The sequence below is a fragment of the Pseudomonas sp. 2 genome, assembly GCF_056627435.1.
In genome coordinates this window covers 22,032-40,729 of sequence record NZ_JBWXNG010000013.1, presented here as the reverse complement: position 1 = coordinate 40,729, position 18,698 = coordinate 22,032, and the positions used below count along the sequence as shown (strand labels likewise).

Genomic DNA, 18,698 nt, shown 5'->3' with positions numbered 1-18,698 from the left:
AGCGTTAGCCGGACGCTTTTGATTTTGATCTTTGTGCGCAACTGTCCAGACGCCACAAGACGCGACTTGGGTGCAGGCTGAATGGAAGTCTCGTGGAGTGGGCCAAGCGGCAGGATGCCGCGCGAGGCGCGGGGCCATGGATGGCCCATTCGCGCCGGGCCCACGGAACGAGACTGGAATGAAGGAAGTCCGACGCAGTCGGACCCAAACCAGGAGCAGGACACCTTGGTTACTTGGGTGTCTTTTCCAAGTAACTCGACGAAGTCGAAACAGGTCTGACGTTAGGAAGAACGCTCTTGATCTTGATCTTGATCAGGCATCCAGCATCAACCGCTCCCTGACCACATCCACCAGCTTGTCCGGCTGGAACTTGGACAGGAAATTATCGCACCCCACCTTCTTGACCATCGACTCGTTGAAACTCCCCGACAGCGACGTATGCAACACCACATACAGCCCCCGCAGCCGCGGATCATGACGAATCTCGGTGGTCAGGCGATAGCCGTCCATCTCCGGCATCTCCGCGTCGGTGAACACCATCAACAGCTTGTCCGTCACCACCTCACCGGCGTCCGCCCAGGCCTTGAGCATGTTCAGCGCCTTGAGCCCGTCGCTGGCCACGTGCATCTTCACGCCCAACTGCCCCAACGTATCGCGCAATTGCGCCAGCGCCACGTTGGAGTCATCCACCAACAGCACCTCGCGACCGCGAGCGCGCGCCAGCACCGGATCTTCCAGCTTGTCGCGGGAAACCTTGGCGCTGTAGGGCACGATCTCGGCCAGCACCTTCTCGACGTCGATGATCTCTACCAGTTGATCGTCGACCTTGCTGATCGCCGTCAGGTAATGCTGGCGCCCGGCACTGCCCGGCGGCGGCAGGATCGCCTCCCAGTTCATGTTGACGATGCGGTCCACGCCGCCCACCAGAAACGCCTGCACCGAACGGTTGTATTCCGTCACGATGATGGTGCTCGACGGCCCCGGCACCAGCGGACGCATGCCGATCGCCTGGGAGAGGTCGATCACCGGCAGGGTCTGGCCGCGCAGGTTGACCACGCCGCAGACAAACGGGTGGCGCTGCGGCATCAGGGTCAGCTTGGGCAGCTGCAGGACTTCCTGCACCTTGAACACGTTGATCGCGAACAATTGTCGACCTGCCAGGCGGAACATGAGAATTTCCAGGCGGTTCTCACCCACCAGCTGTGTACGTTGGTCTACTGTGTCGAGAATGCCAGCCATCTAATGCTCCTGGAGCAAGGTTCAAGTAAGTCCGCATAGCCAATATCGGCCGCTGGAGCGCAGACCTTAATCGCAATATCTGCCGCGTGCAGGGAGTTTGATATCACATTAACATCATGTTTTACTGACGAATATCCCGCGCGTCGAAATCATGCGCTATAGTGGCTCTTCGCCGCATCACTTCTGCACCTCAGCGCATCCCCTAGGGGAATTCCCCAACGACAATCAGGGCAAACCTGATATTCGCGGTATCTAATAGCCATTATTGTGACGGCATTCTCATTGAATGAATGGAGTCAGGTACGTGGTCGCGCTCGTGGAATCCCTCGATCCCCCCGTAAGAACAGTGATTACGGACTGCAAAGTCCGAGCTGCGACACGAGGTATTGCGCATGATCGCGTCTCGTTGGCGATGAAAACGCAATATTCGGAAATGCCCTACAGACTTTTAATTGCCTTCAACATTAACTTTGGGCCACTCGCCCCCGGCGCCCCTGGATCGCCAGCCATGAAGAGTGGAGATTTCACATGCTGAACGGCAATGAATGGCATCAACTGCACGGTGATTTCCTCAGCGACAGCCAGCATCTGCTGCACCGCGCAGACGAATGCCTGAGTCATCTGGAACTGATCAACGATGACAAGGACGCCATCGAAGCCCTGCTCGCCGCCCTGCAACGCATTGCCGGCCTGGCCGATGCCGCCAGCGTGGGCCCGGTGGCCGGATTCTCCCGTCAGTTGCGCTACCTGCTGTATTTCGCGGGCGCGACCGGGCGCCTGCAGCCCAAGGCACTGGTGCTGCTGCGTCAGTGCCTTTCGCTGTTGTCCTGGCAGGTCGAGCTGATCGATCCGGTCACGGGCCTTTTGCCGCTGGACGATCACGAACAGCACGAGTTGCTGGAACAGTTCGGTTGCTGCTGCGGCATCGGTACTGTCGAGAGTAGCCAGGCGATTCCCGTCGAATGGCCCGCCACCTTGAAGCGTGCTCTGGGTGAGGCTGCACCCGGCGAGCAATGGGATCGCTCCGGCGCCCTCTGATTTCCCCTCTTTTCAACACGCTGTCGTCATGCCGCGCGCCAGGGCGACATGCCTGAAAACGACAAATGCTTTTCATCATGACTCGATCATGACCAAACGCGACATGCGACCGGCGTGCGTGTTGCATCCAGAACCGGCAAGCGGCAGGCTGAAGTTCTGGTGCCGGCAGCGCTCCTACTGTCCTGCCTCGCCGAATCCAATAATTAGCACCATCGTCCCAGAAGTAAATCCTGACTAATCGGACAAACACTATCGATAGTCTTATTTACGTTTCAGGCGTATTAACGCGAGCATTTCAGGTAAGATCGGCGCCCGCGAACGAGCGCAGAAATCATTCATGCGCACTATCGTTGTTGAACGTCGATCCCAGGTTTTTGTACACATGTAACAGGTGGGTAGCCGCGCTCTGTCGCCTGCTAAAGTGGCCTGGCATTTAATGCTCAGGTATCCGCAACAATAATCCGATGGCTTCATCCGCTATGCATGGCAGCAACAACAATTCCAGGTTACGGGCCATCTGCTCGAACAAGGCACTTCGCTGGGCAGCATTTTCATGCCTGGTCGCAAGCGCATGTAATGTCGGCGTTTATCTGTTCGACGGCCTTGCGCTCGGGCTGTTGCTACTTAACCTGCTGGCTTTTCTGAGTATCTGGTACAGCATCAGCCGGCCCAGCCACACCATCGAATTCCAGCCTCAGGAACTGGCGCAACACATGCTCCAGGTGCAGGAAACCGAACGCCATCGCCTGAGCCGCGAATTGCACGATGACATCGGCCAGATGCTGACCGCAGCAAAGATGCAGAGCGACTGGCTGTTGCGCAAATCCCCGCAGGACCTGCATGCGCACTGCACGATGCTCAACAACATTCTCGATGAAACCCTGGCCAAGGTTCGCGATGTGTCGGCCATTCTCAATCCGCGTCAGCTGACCAGCCTGGGCCTTGAGGCCAGCCTGCGCGAGCATCTGCTGCGCACGCTGGCCGACACCTCGATTCTCTGGAGCCTGGAGTGTCATCAGCGCCTGGCAGGGATTCCCGAGGAAATGGCCGTTGCCGCCTTTCGCATCACCCAGGAAGCCGTCACCAACATCCTTCGCCACGCCAAGGCGCAAAACCTGGTGGTGCGCATCGCCCGCCGCCCCGAGGGGCTGGCACTGAGCATCTGCGACGACGGCTCGGGCTTCTCCCCGGCGAGCAACCCGGGCCAGCAAGGCCAACGCGGGATGGCCGGCATGATGGAGCGCGCCGCCCTGCTTGGAGGTCATCTGACCGTGGAAAGCCAGCCTGGCCACGGCACTCTTATCCAGGCCCTGTTCCCCTGGGCGCCCCGCGCCCGCGAACGCGCCGACACAAGTAAGTACTCATGATCTGCAATCTACTTCTGGTCGATGACCACGCCCTGATCCGCGCTGGCGTACGCGCGCTGGTCAGCGACATTCCCGGCTACCAGGTCATTGGCGAAGCCGCCGACGGCAAGCAATTGCTGGAAATGACCCTGGAACTGAAGCCGGACATCATCTTGCTCGACATTTCCATGCGCGACAGCAACGGCCTCGACGCCCTCGAACGCCTGCATCGAGCGCTGCCCGAGAGCAAGGTGCTGATTTTGTCGATGCACACCGATCCGCAGATGATCATGCGCGCGCTGGAAGGCGGCGCCCATGGCTACTTGCTCAAGGACGCCACGGCCACCGAGATCGAGCAGGCGCTCGAAGCGCTGCGCAATGATGAGCGTTACCTGAGCCCGGCCATCGCCCATACGGTGATCAACCAGGCGCTGGTCAGCGCCCAGGGCGCCAAAGCTGAACCGGTGGAGAACCACAACCTCACCGCGCGCCAGCTGGAGATCCTGCGCCTGATCGTGCGCGGCAAATCCACCCGCGAGATCGCAGCCGGGCTGGGCCTGAGCGTGAAGACCGTCGAGACCCATCGCTCGCAGATCATGAAACGCCTGCAGATCTACGACGTGGCCGGGCTGGTGCTGTTCTGCGTCAGGGAGCAGATCATCAGCCTGGACGATTGATCGCGCAAACGTTTGGATCAACAGTGGCTTACGGCCTTTCCCGCCGGCAAGCCGTACTGCTACGGATTCGGGAACACCGAAGATCCCGTAGCAGCCGGGCTTGCCCGCGGGCCGGGCGCAAGATCGCCCCCCCTGAGCGCCTTCAACCAATCCGCCGCCCCTGCCCGAGCAACGGCGAATGCGCCGGCAAATGAATACGCAACGCCCCAGGCCTGGCCTCGAAGCGCAACCGCTCTCCGCGCAATGGCTCGCCGTCGAGGTTGATGTCCAGCCCCTCTGCGGATTTGAGCTCCACCCACGGCAGGCGGGCGCGCACGAACATGTTGTCCAGCCCCAGCCCGCCTTCGAGCAGGCGCTTGAGGGTACCGACCACCTCCTGCGGCGCCGGCAGGATGCTGACGTCGAGCAGCCCGTCGTCGGCCACAGCCTCCGGGCACAACGGATGCCCGCCGCCGGCCTGGCGCCCGTTGCCGATACCTAATGCCAGCAACTCGCCCTTCCAGTGAAAATCCGGCCCGTGCAGCTCGCCGTAGGCCGACTTCAACTCGCTGAAGCGCGACAGCCCGGTAAACAGGTACGCCGCGCCACCGAGCACCTTTTTCAGGTCTTCCGAGGTATTGGCCGTGACCTGGCTGCCGAAGCCGCCGGTGGCCATGTTGAGGAACATGTGGCCGTCCACAGCGCCCATGTCCACCGTCCGCGCCGGGATATCCAGCAAGTCCAGCGCCGGGCCGATCTCCAGCGGCACCCCGGCCGAGCGGGCGAAGTCATTGGCGGTGCCCAGCGGCAGGATGACCAGGCTCGCATCTTCGTCGGCCTGGGCCAGCGCCTCGGCGATGTCCCGCAGCGAGCCATCACCGCCCCCTGCGATGATCTGCCGGTGCCCTGCCGCCAGGGCCTCGCGCACCAGGCGCTGGGCATCGCCGCCTTCCCAGGTCAGGCGCACTTCCAGCTGCCAGCCGTGCTTGCGCTTGCGCTCCACCGCCGCCCGAACCTCTTCGTTGAGCGCCTGTTTGCCATGAAGAATCAGTAAAGCCCTGCGCTCCGTCATCGTCCTTTCCTCTGCGGGTGCTGTTCATTGCGTCAGATGTTGACCTTCGCTCGTCAGGAAAAAGCCATGGCCGCGAGATTTTTTTTTCGCCCATGGCGGCCTCTGTCCCGGCCAGAAATGTCGGGGCCGTCACACTTATTGCAGATGCCGTGACCCGGATGAATTTCGTCGCACAGGCTCGGCAGCGCCATGACACAGCCTGTTTCATGAGCTTTACTGCCATTCACCCTCAATTGAGGGATTTGCCGGTCCGCATTCGAAGTAATTCGCTCGATCCGAGAACAAACAGGATTTTTTCTCATCGACGGGATTGTAAAGCGGGCGCAGAGAGCGCTTAATCGACAAATAATTGGCTAAATCTGCATCACCTGACGAATAAGTCATTAAATTGACTAAGACAGAGGAAACGTCGGGCAGACAGCCAGTCATGGATTCATGGATCGAAGAGGTGAGGACGTTTTATGCGACTGCAGCCGGTCGACAGTCTTTTGCTGACGCGCACGAGCCTGATCGAGTATTTCCTGTTCGCCGTCCGGCTGCTCCATGGAGTGACCGCCGTCCTGCCGGGTTATCTGATCCTCACCTACTGGAAAACCGACGCCCCCGACGCTTCCCAGAGCTACCTGATGATGCAGGTGCTGTTCGGGGTCGTCTGCGTGCTGATGTTCCAGGCCCTGGGCGTCTATTCGGAAAGCATTTTCACCAACCGCTCACGCTTCAAGATGATCATCTTCGTCTGGTCCTCGGCCTTCTGCGTGCTGCTGTTCATGCACAAGGCGATGGAGCTGTTCGAGTACGTCACTCAGGAGCAGCTGATGGTCTGGTTCCTCGCCAGCCTGATGATGTTCTTCGCCGACCGCATCCTGCTGCTGATGATCTACAAGCGCCTGATGGCCCGCGGGTTCTTTTTGCAGAACTCGGTCATCCTCGGCGCCACCGAAAACGGCCAGCGCCTGGCCGAGTACATGTTGCAGAACCAGGACATCCGCTCGGGCGTGCTGGGCTTCATCGACGACCGCATCGGGCGCATGCCCAAGACCATGGTCGGCCTGCCGCTCCTGGGCAATACCCGGGATCTGGAAACCCTGATCCGCGAGGAAAAGGTCACCCAGGTGCTGGTCGCCCTGCCCTGGTCGGCGGAAAACCGCATGGACTACATCATCCGCGAGCTGCGCAGGCTGCCGGTCAACGTGCTGCTGGTGCCCGACATGGTCGCGTTCCGCCACGCCCACAACCGCATCACCGAAGTGGCGAGCCTGCCGATGTTCAACGCCTCCGATGTGCCATTACGCGGCTGGTCGCCGATGTTCAAGCGCATCGAGGACATGCTGCTGTCGAGCCTGGCGATCGTGTTGCTGTCGCCGCTGATGCTGTGCATCGCGGTGGCGATCAAGCTCGACTCACCGGGCCCGGTGCTGTTCTGGCAGAAACGCTATGGCTACAACAACCGACTGATCACGGTGTGCAAGTTCCGCTCGATGCACACCCATCAGGCCGATGCCGACGCGCATCAGCAGACCGTCAGGGGCGACGCGCGCGTCACCCGGGTCGGGCGCTTCATCCGCAAGACCAGCCTGGATGAACTGCCACAACTGTTCAACGTGTTCGCGGGGAGTATGTCGATGGTGGGACCGCGCCCACATGCCACGGCCACCAAGGCCGCAGGCATTTTGTTCGAGCAAGCTGTCAAGGAGTACACCTCGCGTCATCGGGTCAAGCCGGGCATCACCGGCCTTGCCCAGATCAACGGCTTTCGTGGTGAGACAGACACCGTGGAGAAGATCGAGAAACGTGTCGAATTCGATCTTGAATACATCGAAAACTGGTCCGTCTGGTTCGATCTTTACATTCTTCTGCGCACTGTTCCTGCAGTGCTGTTCTCTCGCGAGGCTTACTGATGGGCACTCTTATTCCCTGCATTATCGCCGGCGGTGCCGGCACCCGGCTGTGGCCAGTCTCCCGTGAGGCGATGCCCAAACCCTTCATGCGGCTGCCGGATGGCGAAAGCCTGCTGCAAAAGACCTTCAACCGCGCCAGCAACCTTGAAGGCGTTGAAAGCCTGCTCACGGTCACCAACCGCGAAGTGTATTTCCGCACCGTGGACGACTATCGGCTGCTGAACAAGCGCAAGGTGCATCTGGATTTCATTCTCGAGCCGTTCGGGCGCAACACCGCCCCGGCCATCGCCGCTGCCGCGCTGCATGTGCAGGAACTGCACGGTGACGATGCGCAGTTGCTGATTCTGCCGGCCGACCAACTGATCCACGACGTCGAGGCCTTCGCCATTGCGGTCAAGGATGCGCAGAAGCTGGCTGACGAAGGCTGGCTGGTGACCTTCGGCCTGATCCCCACCCGCGCCGAAACCGGTTTTGGCTACATCGAGAAAGGCCAGGCGCTGAGCGACAAGGCCTATCAGGTGTCGCGCTTCGTCGAGAAGCCGGATGCCGCCACCGCCCACGAATACCTCACCGGCGGGCTGCATCTGTGGAACGCCGGGATGTTCTGCATGCGCGTCGACACCGTGCTGCGCGAGCTGGAAAGCCACGCCCCGGACGTGCTCGCGGCCGTGCGTCACTGCCTGTCGCAGTGCAACAGCAAACAGGGCAACCATGAACTGCAGATGGAGCTGGACGCCACCACCTTCGCCCTCGCCCCGGACATTTCCATCGACTACGCGCTCATGGAGCGCTCGCAGAAAGTCGCCGTGGTGCCGTGCGAGCTGGGCTGGAGCGATATCGGCTCGTGGCACGCCATTCGTGAACTGGCGCCGGCCGATGCCAACGGCAACCAGTGCAACGGCCAAGTGGTGCTGCACGACGTCACCAACTGCTACATCGACTCGAAGAAACGCTTGGTCGGCGCCGTCGGCCTGGACAACCTGGTGATCATCGACACCCCGGACGCGCTGCTGATCGCCGACGCCGAGCGCACTCAGGAAGTGAAACTCATCGCCCAGGAACTCAAGCGCCAGGGCCATCCGGCGTACTTGCTGCACAACACCGTGACCCGGCCCTGGGGCACCTACACGGTGCTGGAGGAAGGCAAGCGCTTCAAGATCAAGCGCATCGTGGTCAAGCCGCAGGGGTCGCTGTCGTTGCAGATGCACCACCATCGCAGCGAGCACTGGATCGTGGTCAGCGGCATGGCGCGGGTGACCAATGGCGACCGCGAATTCATGCTCGACACCAACGAATCGACCTTCATCAAACCCGGCCACACCCACCGGCTGGTCAACCCCGGGGTCATCGATCTGGTGATGATCGAGGTGCAGAGCGGCGAATACCTGGGCGAAGACGACATCGTGCGCTTCACTGATATCTACGGACGTGTGCCGGACGCACCGAAAGTCGTCTGAGCCGCAGGCCCGAACCGGCAGTCGCCTGGCGGCTGCCTTGCCCCTTGGCCATATTCACGGAGCGTTTTTCAGCACCCGCACAGTGCACCGCAGCTTGATCAGGGATTGATCCGCAGCACACAGGACTGGCCGTACCGCCGACATGATTGTTTTACCCGCAAGGGAGCCGTATTCATGCATGAAAGGAATTCCTGGCCCATTCGACACACACTCTTGGCAAGCTGCCTGGCGCTGCTGTGCGCGTGCAACACCCCGGCCCGCATCGGGCTGCCCGACTCGCCGGAAATCAAGGCAGCCCAGGACGCCGGGCGAGCGCTGGTGGGCAAGCCGCTGCCGCCTGAACGCATCCATGCCGGCGACACCCTGCGCATCGTGCGCAACACCGGCGAATCGCCTTCGATTTCTGCATTCACGGCCAACTCGATCTACGAGCTGACGCTGTTTCCGGTGCTCAACGACGGCACGTTTTCCTATCCCTACGTAGGCTCGGTGAAAGCCGCCGGGCTGACCGTCGCCCAGCTGACCCAGGTGCTGGAAGACAAGCTCGCGCCGATCTATCGCGAAACCGCACTGACCATCAACATCAACCAGGCGCCCAGCAATGTGGTGTTCGTCGGCGGCGCGGTGCGCAATCCGGCGAGCCTGCCGGTCGCAACCGTCACCAATCTGGAACAGGCGCTGGTGGGGGCCGGCGGGATCAACGGCGACGCCGACGCGCGCCTGGTGGCCCTGCTGCGCCAGGGCGACGACGGCCTCTACAAGACCTATTTCTTCGACTACAGCAAGTTGCTCTACGCAGGCAGCGGAGGCCCCGGCGCGCCGGTGCTGCTGCAACGCGGCGATGTCGTGTTCGTGCCCAAGTCCACGGTCGGCAACAAGGTCGACGGGGTGAACCTGTACCTGAACCAGTTGATTCCGTTCGCCAAATCCATCGGGTTCGGTGTGAATTACAACTTGCGCGACAACAACTGACCGGCAGGGAGCCCCATGATCAGCATTCGCTCGTTTCGAGACCTGCTACGCCTGTTCTTCATTTTCCGCCGCGAAGTGCAAATTACCGTCGTCGCCACGTTCGCGATCATCGTGCTGGGGGCATTCGTGTTGCCCAACCGCTACGAGTCCACCGCCCTGCTGCTGGTCAAGCCGGGCCGCGACACCAGCACCGTACCGATCGAACTGGCTGACCGCCAATCCATCGCCGTGCCCAGCGCCCTGCGCGACCCGCTGCTGGATGAAGAACGGATCCTGACCGGCAGACCGATCGTGCGCCAGGTTGCCGAGCAGTACCTGGAAAAAATCTCCGGAACACCCAAAGAGACCGGTTTCTTCGCCACCTTGAAAAACGCCCCCGGAGCAGCGATGCGTGCCGTGGTCGGGGTGATTCGCGACACCCTGCAACTGCTCGGGCTGGTCGAAGCGCGCGCGGCCGAAGAGCGGCTGGCGGAGGACCTGGAAAAGAACTTCAAGGTCAGCCACGAGCCTGGCTCATCGGTCATGGAGCTGACGTTTGTCTGGGACGACCCGCAAGTGGCCCAGGCCGTGCTGAAAAGCTGGGTCGAGCAATATGGCGTCGAACGTGCGCGGACCCTGGGCCGGGTCAATCTCTATGCTTTTTATGAACAGGAGGTCAAGGACACCCAGGCCAATATCCTGTCCCACAAACAGCAGATTCAAACCCTGCTGGATCAGTTGGGCGCGGTCAGCATCAACCAGCGCCTGGCCGACGTCTCCCAGGGGCTGAACGACCTGCGCACCGAGCGCAACAACACCGAGCGCTCGATTGCCTCGACCAAGGCCGGGATCGACAAGATCCAGGAACAGATCAACCGGCAGACCCGGCTGATCAGTTCCGGCAAGGAACTGGCGCTCAACCCCACTCGCCAGGATTTGCAGAACCGCATCAACGCCAAGGAAGTGGAGCGCCAGGAGCTACTGCGCTCGTTCAAGGATACTGCGCCGCCGGTCAAGGCGCTGGACAACGAGATCAAGAATCTCAAGGCCCTGTGGAACAGCGAGACGGCTACCGTGCAGCGCACCGAAAACATCGCGCCCAACCCGCTGTTCACCCGCCTGCAGAACATCCTCAACGACCAGCAGGCCAGCTACACCCGGCTGCTGGTGCAGAAACAGCAACTGGACGGGCAATTGGCGCAGTTCGAGAAGGACCGCACAGAGGCCCTGCGCCTGGAACCGACCCTGTCGCGCCTGCAGAACGAGCTCAATGCCGAAGAGAAGAACTTCATTCTCTACAGCGACAGCCTGGAAAAGGCCCGCATCGACCGCGAACTGGACAACAAGCAGATCAGCAACATCGCCGTGGTCGAGCAGGCCACCCTCAACCCCAGCCGGGTGTTTCCCAAAAGCCTCTTGATGTTGCTACTGGCCCTGCCGCTGAGCCTGGGCGTGGGCTTGCTGGCGCTGTACCTGTTCTATCTGATGGATCAGCGCATTCACGACGGCGACCGCATCGAAGCGCAGTTCGGCGTGCCGCTGTGGACCAGCCTGCAAGACCTGTCCACCGTCCAGCCCCATCACCACAGCGCGTTCATCGCCAGCCTCTATCGCCTGTATGGCGTGTTGCCGCTCAAGCAGGTGGCCAGCCAGGGCCTGAGCATCGGCCTGACCTCGGCCCATGCCGGCGAAGGCGTGAGCTTTGTCGCCGAACATCTGCGCAACCTGCTGGAAGAACACGGCCACCGTGTGCGCATGGGCGACGGCCGGCCGGCACAGCCCGGCGAGATCCAGCTGATCGACGCCTCGGATTTTCTGGTCAAGCAGGAAGCCTTCGTCCACCTGCGCGACGCCGACCTGATCGTCCTGGTGGTGCGCGCCGAAACGTCTACAGTGCCCATGTTGCAAAACGCCTTGAGCACCCTGAGCACCGCGTTCAAACATGTCGACGGCATCATCCTCAACCGTCGTCGCTTCGAAATCCCCGAGCAGGTTCTGACCTGGCTCAGCCGTTTGCGCAGGCACCCCTGATATGCAGATCGCCCTCCTCGCCCCCCTGCCGCCGGAACAGAACGGCATCGCCGATTACGCCGGGCACCTCAAGCAGGCGCTGGAGGAACTGGGCGTGCGCGTACGAACCCCGCTGCAAGGGGTCGGCAACGATCCGGCGGCCGCCTGCCAGCGCGTGGCCATGGCCGACTGGCAGGGCATCGACCTGGTCCATGGGGAAATCGGCGGTGGCCGGCTGGCCGAGTTCCATGCCTTGAAGGCCTTGCGTCAGCGTTTCCCTGCGCTGCCGCTGACCGCCACCGTGCACGACCCGGAACGCCTGGTCTGGCGCCGGCAAAGCCTGCCCTGGCCGCTGTCGATGGCCAAGTCCCTGCGCTCGCCGCTGCCGGAAATCGCCACGGTGCTGGCCGATCCACTGTGTCTGCATGAAGAGCGGCAACTGGCGCGCCAACTGACGCGCCTGATCACCCTGACCCAGGCCGGCAATCGCAGCCTGCAGGCGCGCATGGGCCTGGCGCAGGAGCAGATGGCGGTGATTCCCCATGGCAATCTACCGATCGCCCCATTGCCGCTGCCGCCGCTCAAACCGCTGAAGCTGCTGTACTTCGGCTTCATCTATCGCGGCAAGGGCATCGAAGATCTGCTGCAGGCGCTGGCCGATCTGTTCCTGGCAAGCCCGGCGCTGCGCAATCGGGTCCGCCTGACCCTGGCCGGTGGCAGCGAACCGGAAATGGCCTTCGGGCCTTCGGGCAGCTATCTGGAACAGTTACGCCAGCGCATCCGCGAACTGGGGCTGACGGACCTGATCGGCTGGCATCTGGATCTGCCCGCCGCCGAGATTCCCCAGCTCATCCAGGCGCATCACGTGGTGGTCCTGCCGTACCGCGAGTCGAGCAAACTGAAGATTCTCGGCAAGCTGCGCGGCACCAGCGGCGCGCTGTCGTGGGCCACCGCCTGCGGGCGCGGGGTGATCACCTCCGATGCCCGCTCGTTCGCCGAAGAGGTCTCCCATGGTAACGGCGAAATCTATCCTCAAGGTGATGTTGGCGCGCTGACCGACGCCCTGGCACGCCTCTGCGCGCAGCCGCAACTGGCCCAGGCCTGGGCCGAGCAAGCGGCGAAACTGGGCCGCGAGCGGGTCTGGAGCTTGACCGCCGAACGCTTCCAACAGGTATTCCAACAGGCTTGCGAGGTGCATGAATGAAGGGCAATGCGTCACGATTGATCCAGTGGCTGGGCCTCGGCCTGCTGCTGGTCGCAAGCGCCACCGTGCAGGCCGAAACCATCCTGCGCGGGCAGCGGGCGATCACCTGGAAGGACTTTCTGGGTGTGAACGTGCAGTTCCATTACTTCGCCCCCGACATCTACCAGAAACAGATGACCCATCTGGACGAGCTGGGGCTGGGCTGGATCCGCTGGACCCTGCACTGGCCGATCCTGGAACCGGCCCAAGGCCAATACAACCTCGCCGATCTGGACGCGGCGATGGCCGCCGCCCGCCCGCACAACTTCAACACCGTGGCCTATCTGGTGGGCTCGGCCACCTTCGACAGCACCGCGCCCCAGGGCGCCAGCAACACCGACCAGTACCCGCCCCGGGACAACAACCTCTTCGCCGAGCGCATGACCGCCCTGGCCCAGCATTACCCGCAGGTCAGCCACTGGCAGGTGTGGAACGAACCCAACATCATCTGGCTGCCCCAGGCCGATCCGGTGGCCTATTACAACTTGCTGACCACCACCGCCAACGCGATCCGCAGCGCCTTGCCGGGCAAGCCGATCGTCACTGCGGGCGTGGCCTATTACGGACAGATGCGCGGCTCCACCGGCTACATGCTGCAGTCGATGGTCGATCAGGGCCTGGCCAGCCAGAACATCATCGCCGCCTATCACCCGTACTCCGAGTACCCCGAGGGCGACTCGGTGGCCGACCGGGATTTCCTGGTGCGCGGCACCACCCTGAACAAGAGCCTGCACGATGCCGGCATCAAGGAGGTGTGGGCCACCGAATGGGGCTGGTCGAGCTACAACGGGCCAGTGGAAATGCAGAAAGTGATCGGCCTGCAGGGCCAGGCCGATTACACCCTGCGCCGGCTGGCGATGATGAGCACGATGGATTACCAGCGCATCTTCCTGTTCAACCTGAGTGACCTGGACCAGCGCGCCAGCCCAAGGGATCGCGGCTATGGCCTGCTCGATCTGAACGGCGAGCCCAAGCCGGTTTACACCGCGCTGAAGAATTTCCTGCAGATCACCGGCCCGACGCTGACCCCCGCCGACCCACCACCGGCACTGGCGGTGCCGGAGGATCTCTACGCCATTGCCTGGAATCGCCCGGACGGCTCGCACCTGCTCATGGCCTGGAGCGCCAGCGGCGCGCACCTGAACTTCCCCGGCATCAAGAGCGCCACGCTGTACGACCCGCTGACCGGCAACCACAGCGAGCTGGCCGATGCCAAGGGCGTCGACGTGGCGCTGACTCCCTCCCTGCAAATCCTCGCCTGGAGCCGCTAGCCATGCGCATTCTCTGGACGCTGCCCTACCTGCCCTGGCCCACCACCAGCGGCGGAAAGACCCGGCAGTTTCACCTGTTGCGCAACCTGGCGGCGCGCGGGCACCGCATCACCTTGCTGGTGCAATCCAAGACCGAGCTGGACGACGCCACCCGCGCCGCTCTGGAGCCCTGGCTTGAGCGCCTGATCGTGATCCCCCGGCGTCCGCTGCGCAGCCTGCGTTCGCTGCTGACCATGGCCTTCGCGCCGCCGCCGATGCTGGCCAGCGCCAACGGTTATTCGCCGCAGCTGGCCCGGCAATTCGAAGCCCTGCTCAAAGAGCCGTGGGACGTGATCCAGATCGAGCACAGCTACAGCTTCCAGCCGTTCGAGGGGCCGCTGCGGCGCTCCGGCAAGCCGTTCATCATGACCGAGCACAACATCGAGTCGGGGCTGGGCGCTGCCAGTTACCACCATTTCCCAGACTGGGCCGAGCCTTTCACCCGCTTCGATCAATGGCGCTACCGGCACTGGGAAAAACGCGTGTTCGCCCAGACCCAGGCCTTGATCGCGGTCACCGAAGACGACGCCAAGGGCCTGACCCGGCTGACCGCCAAGGCCACCAATCTGGTGGTCAACGGCGTGGACTGCGACTACTTCGCCAAGGTCAGCCCGGATCGCTACAGCCGCCGCCTGCTGTTCATCGGCAACTACGAGTACGGGCCCAATCTGGACGCCGTGCAATGGGCGCTGGACCACATCATGCCGCGGGTCTGGGCGATCGACCCGCTGGTGCGCCTGACCGTCGGCGGCTATGCGCTGCCCGAGGACTGGCCGCAGCGCTGGGGCGATCCGCGGATCGACTGGCTGGGTTTCGTCCCGGACCTGCGCACAGTACAACGGGAAGCGGCGATCTTCTTCGCACCGCTGCGTGAAGGCGGCGGCTCCAAACTCAAGGTGCTGGAAGCCATGGCCGCCGGGCTGACGGTGGTGACCACTGCCCAGGGCATCTCGGGCCTTAAGGTGGAAAACGGCACCCATTACCTGGGCTGCGAGGACGCCCATGGCCTGGCCCGGCTGCTGGTCGACGCCATCGAGCAGCCGTCGCGGCTGGCGAAGATCGGCGAGGCCGGGCGTGCTTATGTGCGCCAGTACCACGACTGGTCGGTGTCGGCGGCGCAGCTGGAAAGCATCTATGCCCGGGTTCACCAGAAGGAGGATTCCCCCGCATGCGCGTAGGCCTGGATTACCGCCCTGCCACGGGCTTTCCCAACAGCGGCATCGGCCGTCAGAACATCGCCCTGGAACAGGCATTTCGCGCCCATCCTGAAGCGCAACTGCAACTGTTCAGCGTCGCGCCGCTGGCGCATCCGATCCGCCGGATCGCCCATTGCCCGAGCTGGCCAACGCCCATGGACGGCATCCACCGGCTGCCGGAGCGCCTGCGTTTCGAGGCGCAGTTTCTGCCCGGGGCCCTGCGCGACGCCGAGGTGCAGCTGTATCTGGCGAACCTGAACATGGGCCTGCCCATCGGCCGCAAACCGGCGGGCATGCGCTACATCCTGCAACTGCATGACCTGTTCCAGCTGACCCTGAACAATGCCCACGGCTCGAAGCTCAAGGCGATGATCTACGGCCTGACCGACCGGCTGTCGATCGGCCATTCGGTGCGGGTCGCCGACCGGATCTGGACGCCCTCGCAATTCACCGCCGACGAGGCCGTGCGCCTGTTTCCGGCTGCGCGAGGCAAAGTGCGGGTGCTGCCCAATCTGGTCGAGGGTTTCACTGCCGAGCCGGTCGAGCCCGAGCCGCCACTGCCAGAGCGTTACTGGCTGTGCGTCGGCACCCGCGAGCCGCGCAAGAACATCCCCTGGTTCGTCGAGGCCTGGCAGGTGGCGCGCCGGCAGTTTCCACGCACCCCGGAGCTGCTGCTGATCGGCGGCCCCGACGGCTTGAGCAGCGCCCAGCGCGAACTGCCGGGCCTGCACATTCGCAGCGGCATCAGCGACGGCCAGTTGCATCAGGTCTATCGCAAGGCCGAGCGCCTGTGGCACCCGTCCTATGGCGAGGGCTTCGGCCTGCCGGTGGTCGAAGCGCTGGGCGTGGGCACACCGGTGGCGGTGGCCAGCGGCTCGTCGCTGGATGAAGTCACGCCCGAGCACAGCCCGCGCTTTTCGCCGGGCGATCAGGCCGCGCTGATTCGCCTGATGGGCGTGCTGTCCACCGCCGAGGCCGAGGCGCCCGAACCGCACATGGCCTGGGCCGAGGGCTTTGGGCTGGCGGCCTATCGCAAGCGCTTCAATGAACTGTTCGAGGAGCTGCTCTGATGCCGCTGGCCATGCCCGCCGGGGTGTTGGTCGCGCTGCTGTTCGGCGGGCTGGCCTGGCTGCTGCCGGCGCTCAAGGTCACGGCGGCGTTGATTGCCATCGCCGCGGTGCTGACCATCATCCGTCGGCCGTTGCGCGGGCTGTTGCTGTTTGGCGTGCTGGCGACCTTCCTGCCTTACGCCACGGTGCAGGTCGGCATTCGCACCACGGTATCCGAAGCGCTGCTGATGCTGGTCTGGGCCAGTATCCTCGCGCACCGGGTGTTCGCCCTCTACAACCCGCCGCTGGACCTGATGCGCACCGAACGCTGGCTGGTGGCGCTGATGATGTTCAGCGCGCTGCCCTTCGCGGTCGGCCAGTTGACCGTCAACGTCGACGGTAACGGGCCGATCAACTGGGTGCGCTGGCTGTTCAACCTGTCGCCGCTGTTTCTGGTGCCGCGCCTGCTGGGCGACGCGCGCTCGCGGGAACAGATGTCCATCGCGCTGCTGTTGGGCACGTTGTTTCTGTTGCTGCTGTCGATCCCGGTGTACCTGAAAAGCGGCGACTCCACGGCGATCATCTCGCTGATCGGCGGCCTGGGTTACAGCAACCTGGACACCCTCAACCAGGGCCTGTCAGGGCTGTCGACGCGCATGGGCACGCCCTGGACTCACCCCAATATCGCCGGCGGCGCGCTGGCCATGCTGCTGCCGCTGGCGTTCTGCATCGGCGTCACCCGCCAGGGAGCCGTGCGCACCCTGGGGCTGGCCGTGGCGCTGCTGGCAGCGGCCGGGCTGCTGTTCACTGGCTCGCGCGGTGCGCTGGTCAGCCTGCTGGTGGTGATGTGCTGGATGGCGCGCAAACGCATCCCGTATGTGGGCCGCATGCTCATGGCTGGGGTATTTCTCGGGGCGCTGATGCTGATGTTCTACCCGCCGCTGCAGGAGCGCATCCTCAGCCTGTTCACCAGCAACGACGCCAGCACCGCCGTGCGCTTTGAGGAATATTCACACTTTCCCGAAGCGATGAAGATGTTCCCGCTGGGCATCGGCTTCAAGGTCGATCCGCCGGTGCCCGGCACCGCGCTGTGGGGGATCTCCAACCTGTGGCTGAACTACATCTACAAACTGGGCGTGCCCGGCATGCTGCTGTTTGTCGCGGTCACCCTGAGCTGGTGGCGCGAGGCGCGCCTGCCCCACGACAGCGTGCGTCTGGAACGTGACACCGCGCTGTGGCTCGGCACCCGCGCCGGGGTCATGACCGCGCTGCTCAGCGGCCTGTTCGATCACTATTTCAGCTTTACCACGGTGCTGATTGCTCTTTTCTGGCTGCTGATGGGCCTGAATCTGCACGAAGCACGGCGCCTGCAACATCAGGCGCAACGTCTGGGGGATAGACCATGAAGCACCGCATGATGCACTCGCACGACTTGCGCGAGGCGTTGCCCGACTACGCGCTGAAAATGGGTGTCAGCCTGCAAGAACTGCAAGACGCCTACGACTGGATGCTGGCCAACGACGTGTGCTTCGAAACGCCGATGAAGGAAAAGACCCTGTGCTTCATCAGTTACCTGAACATCGAGCCGCGCATCGAACTGCCGCTGGCCCGGCGCTTCTATCGGCTGCTGGCCAGGGAAACGCCGGGGCCGCTGATTCCGCTGTACGGCATCAACTGGCCGACCTTGCGCGACCGCATGCTGCGCACCTGGGAACAGGCCTACAACATCCTCATCTGCAAAATCCCCAGCCACACCCTGCGGCTGTTCTGGCTGCGCATGGGCGGGGCGAAAATCGGCAAGGGTTCGTCGGTGTGGCGCAACACCGAGGTGCTCGGCGTCGACGGCCTGCGCATCGGCAACGACAGCACCGTGGGCTGGCACTGTCAGCTCGACGCCCGCGGTGGGCTGATCATTGGCGACCACGTGACCATCGCCTCCCATGTGCTGATCATCGCCGGTGGCCACGACCTCAAAGCCCCGGAATTCTGGGCGGTCGGCGGGCCGGTGTACATCCGCGACTACGCCTGGATCGCCAGCCGCGCCCTGCTTTCGTTCGGCGCCGACATCGGTGAGGGCGCGGTGGTGGGCGGCGGGTCGGTGGTGTCCAAGGCGATCCCGCCCTACGCCATCGTCAGCGGCCCCAATGCCGAAATCAAAGGCGAACGCGCCCGTGGCCTGAACTACAAAGTGGGCGGCAAAGGCCTGTTCACTTTGTTCCATTGAGGCGCCCGC

The 18,698-nt window shown here is 63.2% G+C and carries 15 protein-coding genes; 13 read left to right on the top strand and 2 right to left on the bottom strand.

Annotated features, from left to right (window positions below):
• Positions 1-312: 312 nt before the first annotated feature.
• Positions 313-1,239 (bottom strand): chemotaxis protein CheV, encoded by a 927-nt coding sequence (locus tag AC1MEK_RS20710; protein WP_480398138.1) that lies wholly within the window; start codon positions 1,237-1,239, stop codon positions 313-315.
• Positions 1,240-1,767: 528 nt separating this feature from the next.
• On the opposite strand from AC1MEK_RS20710, the gene AC1MEK_RS20705 reads away from it, so the two are divergent.
• The 3 genes from AC1MEK_RS20705 to AC1MEK_RS20695 all read left to right on the top strand — a co-directional run bounded on the left by AC1MEK_RS20705 (position 1,768) and on the right by AC1MEK_RS20695 (position 4,300).
• A complete protein-coding gene (locus tag AC1MEK_RS20705) occupies positions 1,768-2,277 on the top strand; it encodes a hypothetical protein (protein ID WP_480398137.1) in 510 nt (169 codons plus the stop codon).
• Positions 2,278-2,756: 479 nt separating this feature from the next.
• Entirely contained in the window at positions 2,757-3,644 is an 888-nt protein-coding gene (locus tag AC1MEK_RS20700; RefSeq protein ID WP_480398263.1) for a sensor histidine kinase, read from the top strand.
• Entirely contained in the window at positions 3,641-4,300 is a 660-nt protein-coding gene (locus AC1MEK_RS20695) for a response regulator transcription factor (RefSeq protein WP_480398136.1), read from the top strand. The genes AC1MEK_RS20700 and AC1MEK_RS20695 overlap by 4 nt, the downstream gene beginning before the upstream one ends.
• A 142-nt stretch (positions 4,301-4,442) precedes the next feature.
• Here the strand turns inward: AC1MEK_RS20695 and yegS are convergent, their stop codons facing one another.
• Entirely contained in the window at positions 4,443-5,351 is a 909-nt protein-coding gene (gene yegS / locus AC1MEK_RS20690) for a lipid kinase YegS (RefSeq protein ID WP_480398135.1), read from the bottom strand.
• Positions 5,352-5,812: 461 nt separating this feature from the next.
• Between yegS and AC1MEK_RS20685 the strand changes: the two genes are divergently transcribed.
• The 10 genes from AC1MEK_RS20685 to AC1MEK_RS20640 all read left to right on the top strand — a co-directional run bounded on the left by AC1MEK_RS20685 (position 5,813) and on the right by AC1MEK_RS20640 (position 18,689).
• A complete protein-coding gene (locus tag AC1MEK_RS20685; protein WP_480398134.1) occupies positions 5,813-7,249 on the top strand; it encodes an undecaprenyl-phosphate glucose phosphotransferase in 1,437 nt (478 codons plus the stop codon).
• Complete coding sequence (locus AC1MEK_RS20680; RefSeq protein WP_480398133.1) at positions 7,249-8,706, top strand: mannose-1-phosphate guanylyltransferase/mannose-6-phosphate isomerase; 1,458 nt, start codon at positions 7,249-7,251, stop codon at positions 8,704-8,706. The genes AC1MEK_RS20685 and AC1MEK_RS20680 overlap by 1 nt, the downstream gene beginning before the upstream one ends.
• A 174-nt stretch (positions 8,707-8,880) precedes the next feature.
• Entirely contained in the window at positions 8,881-9,678 is a 798-nt protein-coding gene (locus AC1MEK_RS20675; RefSeq protein ID WP_480398132.1) for a polysaccharide biosynthesis/export family protein, read from the top strand.
• A gap of 15 nt (positions 9,679-9,693) precedes the next feature.
• The gene (locus tag AC1MEK_RS20670) at positions 9,694-11,688 is read left to right on the top strand and encodes a GumC family protein (RefSeq protein ID WP_480398131.1); all 1,995 of its coding nucleotides are present in this window, start codon (positions 9,694-9,696) and stop codon (positions 11,686-11,688) included.
• A gap of 1 nt (position 11,689) precedes the next feature.
• Complete coding sequence (locus AC1MEK_RS20665) at positions 11,690-12,871, top strand: glycosyltransferase (protein WP_480398130.1); 1,182 nt, start codon at positions 11,690-11,692, stop codon at positions 12,869-12,871.
• Positions 12,868-14,181, top strand: coding sequence for a beta-xylosidase (locus tag AC1MEK_RS20660; protein ID WP_480398129.1), 1,314 nt, complete (start codon positions 12,868-12,870; stop codon positions 14,179-14,181). The genes AC1MEK_RS20665 and AC1MEK_RS20660 overlap by 4 nt, the downstream gene beginning before the upstream one ends.
• Positions 14,182-14,183: 2 nt before the next feature.
• A complete protein-coding gene (locus AC1MEK_RS20655) occupies positions 14,184-15,398 on the top strand; it encodes a glycosyltransferase family 4 protein (protein ID WP_480398128.1) in 1,215 nt (404 codons plus the stop codon).
• Positions 15,389-16,486 (top strand): glycosyltransferase family 4 protein, encoded by a 1,098-nt coding sequence (locus AC1MEK_RS20650; protein WP_480398127.1) that lies wholly within the window; start codon positions 15,389-15,391, stop codon positions 16,484-16,486. The genes AC1MEK_RS20655 and AC1MEK_RS20650 overlap by 10 nt, the downstream gene beginning before the upstream one ends.
• Positions 16,486-17,871 carry an O-antigen ligase family protein gene (locus AC1MEK_RS20645; protein WP_480398126.1) on the top strand — a complete coding sequence of 462 codons (1,386 nt, stop codon included), beginning with the start codon at positions 16,486-16,488 and terminating at the stop codon, positions 17,869-17,871. The genes AC1MEK_RS20650 and AC1MEK_RS20645 overlap by 1 nt, the downstream gene beginning before the upstream one ends.
• Positions 17,868-18,689 carry an acyltransferase gene (locus AC1MEK_RS20640; protein WP_480398125.1) on the top strand — a complete coding sequence of 274 codons (822 nt, stop codon included), beginning with the start codon at positions 17,868-17,870 and terminating at the stop codon, positions 18,687-18,689. The genes AC1MEK_RS20645 and AC1MEK_RS20640 overlap by 4 nt, the downstream gene beginning before the upstream one ends.
• Positions 18,690-18,698: the final 9 nt, after the last annotated feature.

Excerpts from the sequence above, each read along its gene's own strand:
- AC1MEK_RS20710 (WP_480398138.1), bottom strand. The coding sequence starts at position 1,239 with ATGGCTGGCATTCTCGACACAGTAGACCAACGTACACAGCTGGTGGGT.
- AC1MEK_RS20705 (WP_480398137.1), top strand. The coding sequence starts at position 1,768 with ATGCTGAACGGCAATGAATGGCATCAACTGCACGGTGATTTCCTCAGC.
- AC1MEK_RS20700 (WP_480398263.1), top strand. The coding sequence starts at position 2,757 with ATGCATGGCAGCAACAACAATTCCAGGTTACGGGCCATCTGCTCGAAC.
- AC1MEK_RS20695 (WP_480398136.1), top strand. The coding sequence starts at position 3,641 with ATGATCTGCAATCTACTTCTGGTCGATGACCACGCCCTGATCCGCGCT.
- yegS (WP_480398135.1), bottom strand. The coding sequence starts at position 5,351 with ATGACGGAGCGCAGGGCTTTACTGATTCTTCATGGCAAACAGGCGCTC.
- AC1MEK_RS20685 (WP_480398134.1), top strand. The coding sequence starts at position 5,813 with ATGCGACTGCAGCCGGTCGACAGTCTTTTGCTGACGCGCACGAGCCTG.
- AC1MEK_RS20680 (WP_480398133.1), top strand. The coding sequence starts at position 7,249 with ATGGGCACTCTTATTCCCTGCATTATCGCCGGCGGTGCCGGCACCCGG.
- AC1MEK_RS20675 (WP_480398132.1), top strand. The coding sequence starts at position 8,881 with ATGCATGAAAGGAATTCCTGGCCCATTCGACACACACTCTTGGCAAGC.
- AC1MEK_RS20670 (WP_480398131.1), top strand. The coding sequence starts at position 9,694 with ATGATCAGCATTCGCTCGTTTCGAGACCTGCTACGCCTGTTCTTCATT.
- AC1MEK_RS20665 (WP_480398130.1), top strand. The coding sequence starts at position 11,690 with ATGCAGATCGCCCTCCTCGCCCCCCTGCCGCCGGAACAGAACGGCATC.
- AC1MEK_RS20660 (WP_480398129.1), top strand. The coding sequence starts at position 12,868 with ATGAAGGGCAATGCGTCACGATTGATCCAGTGGCTGGGCCTCGGCCTG.
- AC1MEK_RS20655 (WP_480398128.1), top strand. The coding sequence starts at position 14,184 with ATGCGCATTCTCTGGACGCTGCCCTACCTGCCCTGGCCCACCACCAGC.
- AC1MEK_RS20650 (WP_480398127.1), top strand. The coding sequence starts at position 15,389 with ATGCGCGTAGGCCTGGATTACCGCCCTGCCACGGGCTTTCCCAACAGC.
- AC1MEK_RS20645 (WP_480398126.1), top strand. The coding sequence starts at position 16,486 with ATGCCGCTGGCCATGCCCGCCGGGGTGTTGGTCGCGCTGCTGTTCGGC.
- AC1MEK_RS20640 (WP_480398125.1), top strand. The coding sequence starts at position 17,868 with ATGAAGCACCGCATGATGCACTCGCACGACTTGCGCGAGGCGTTGCCC.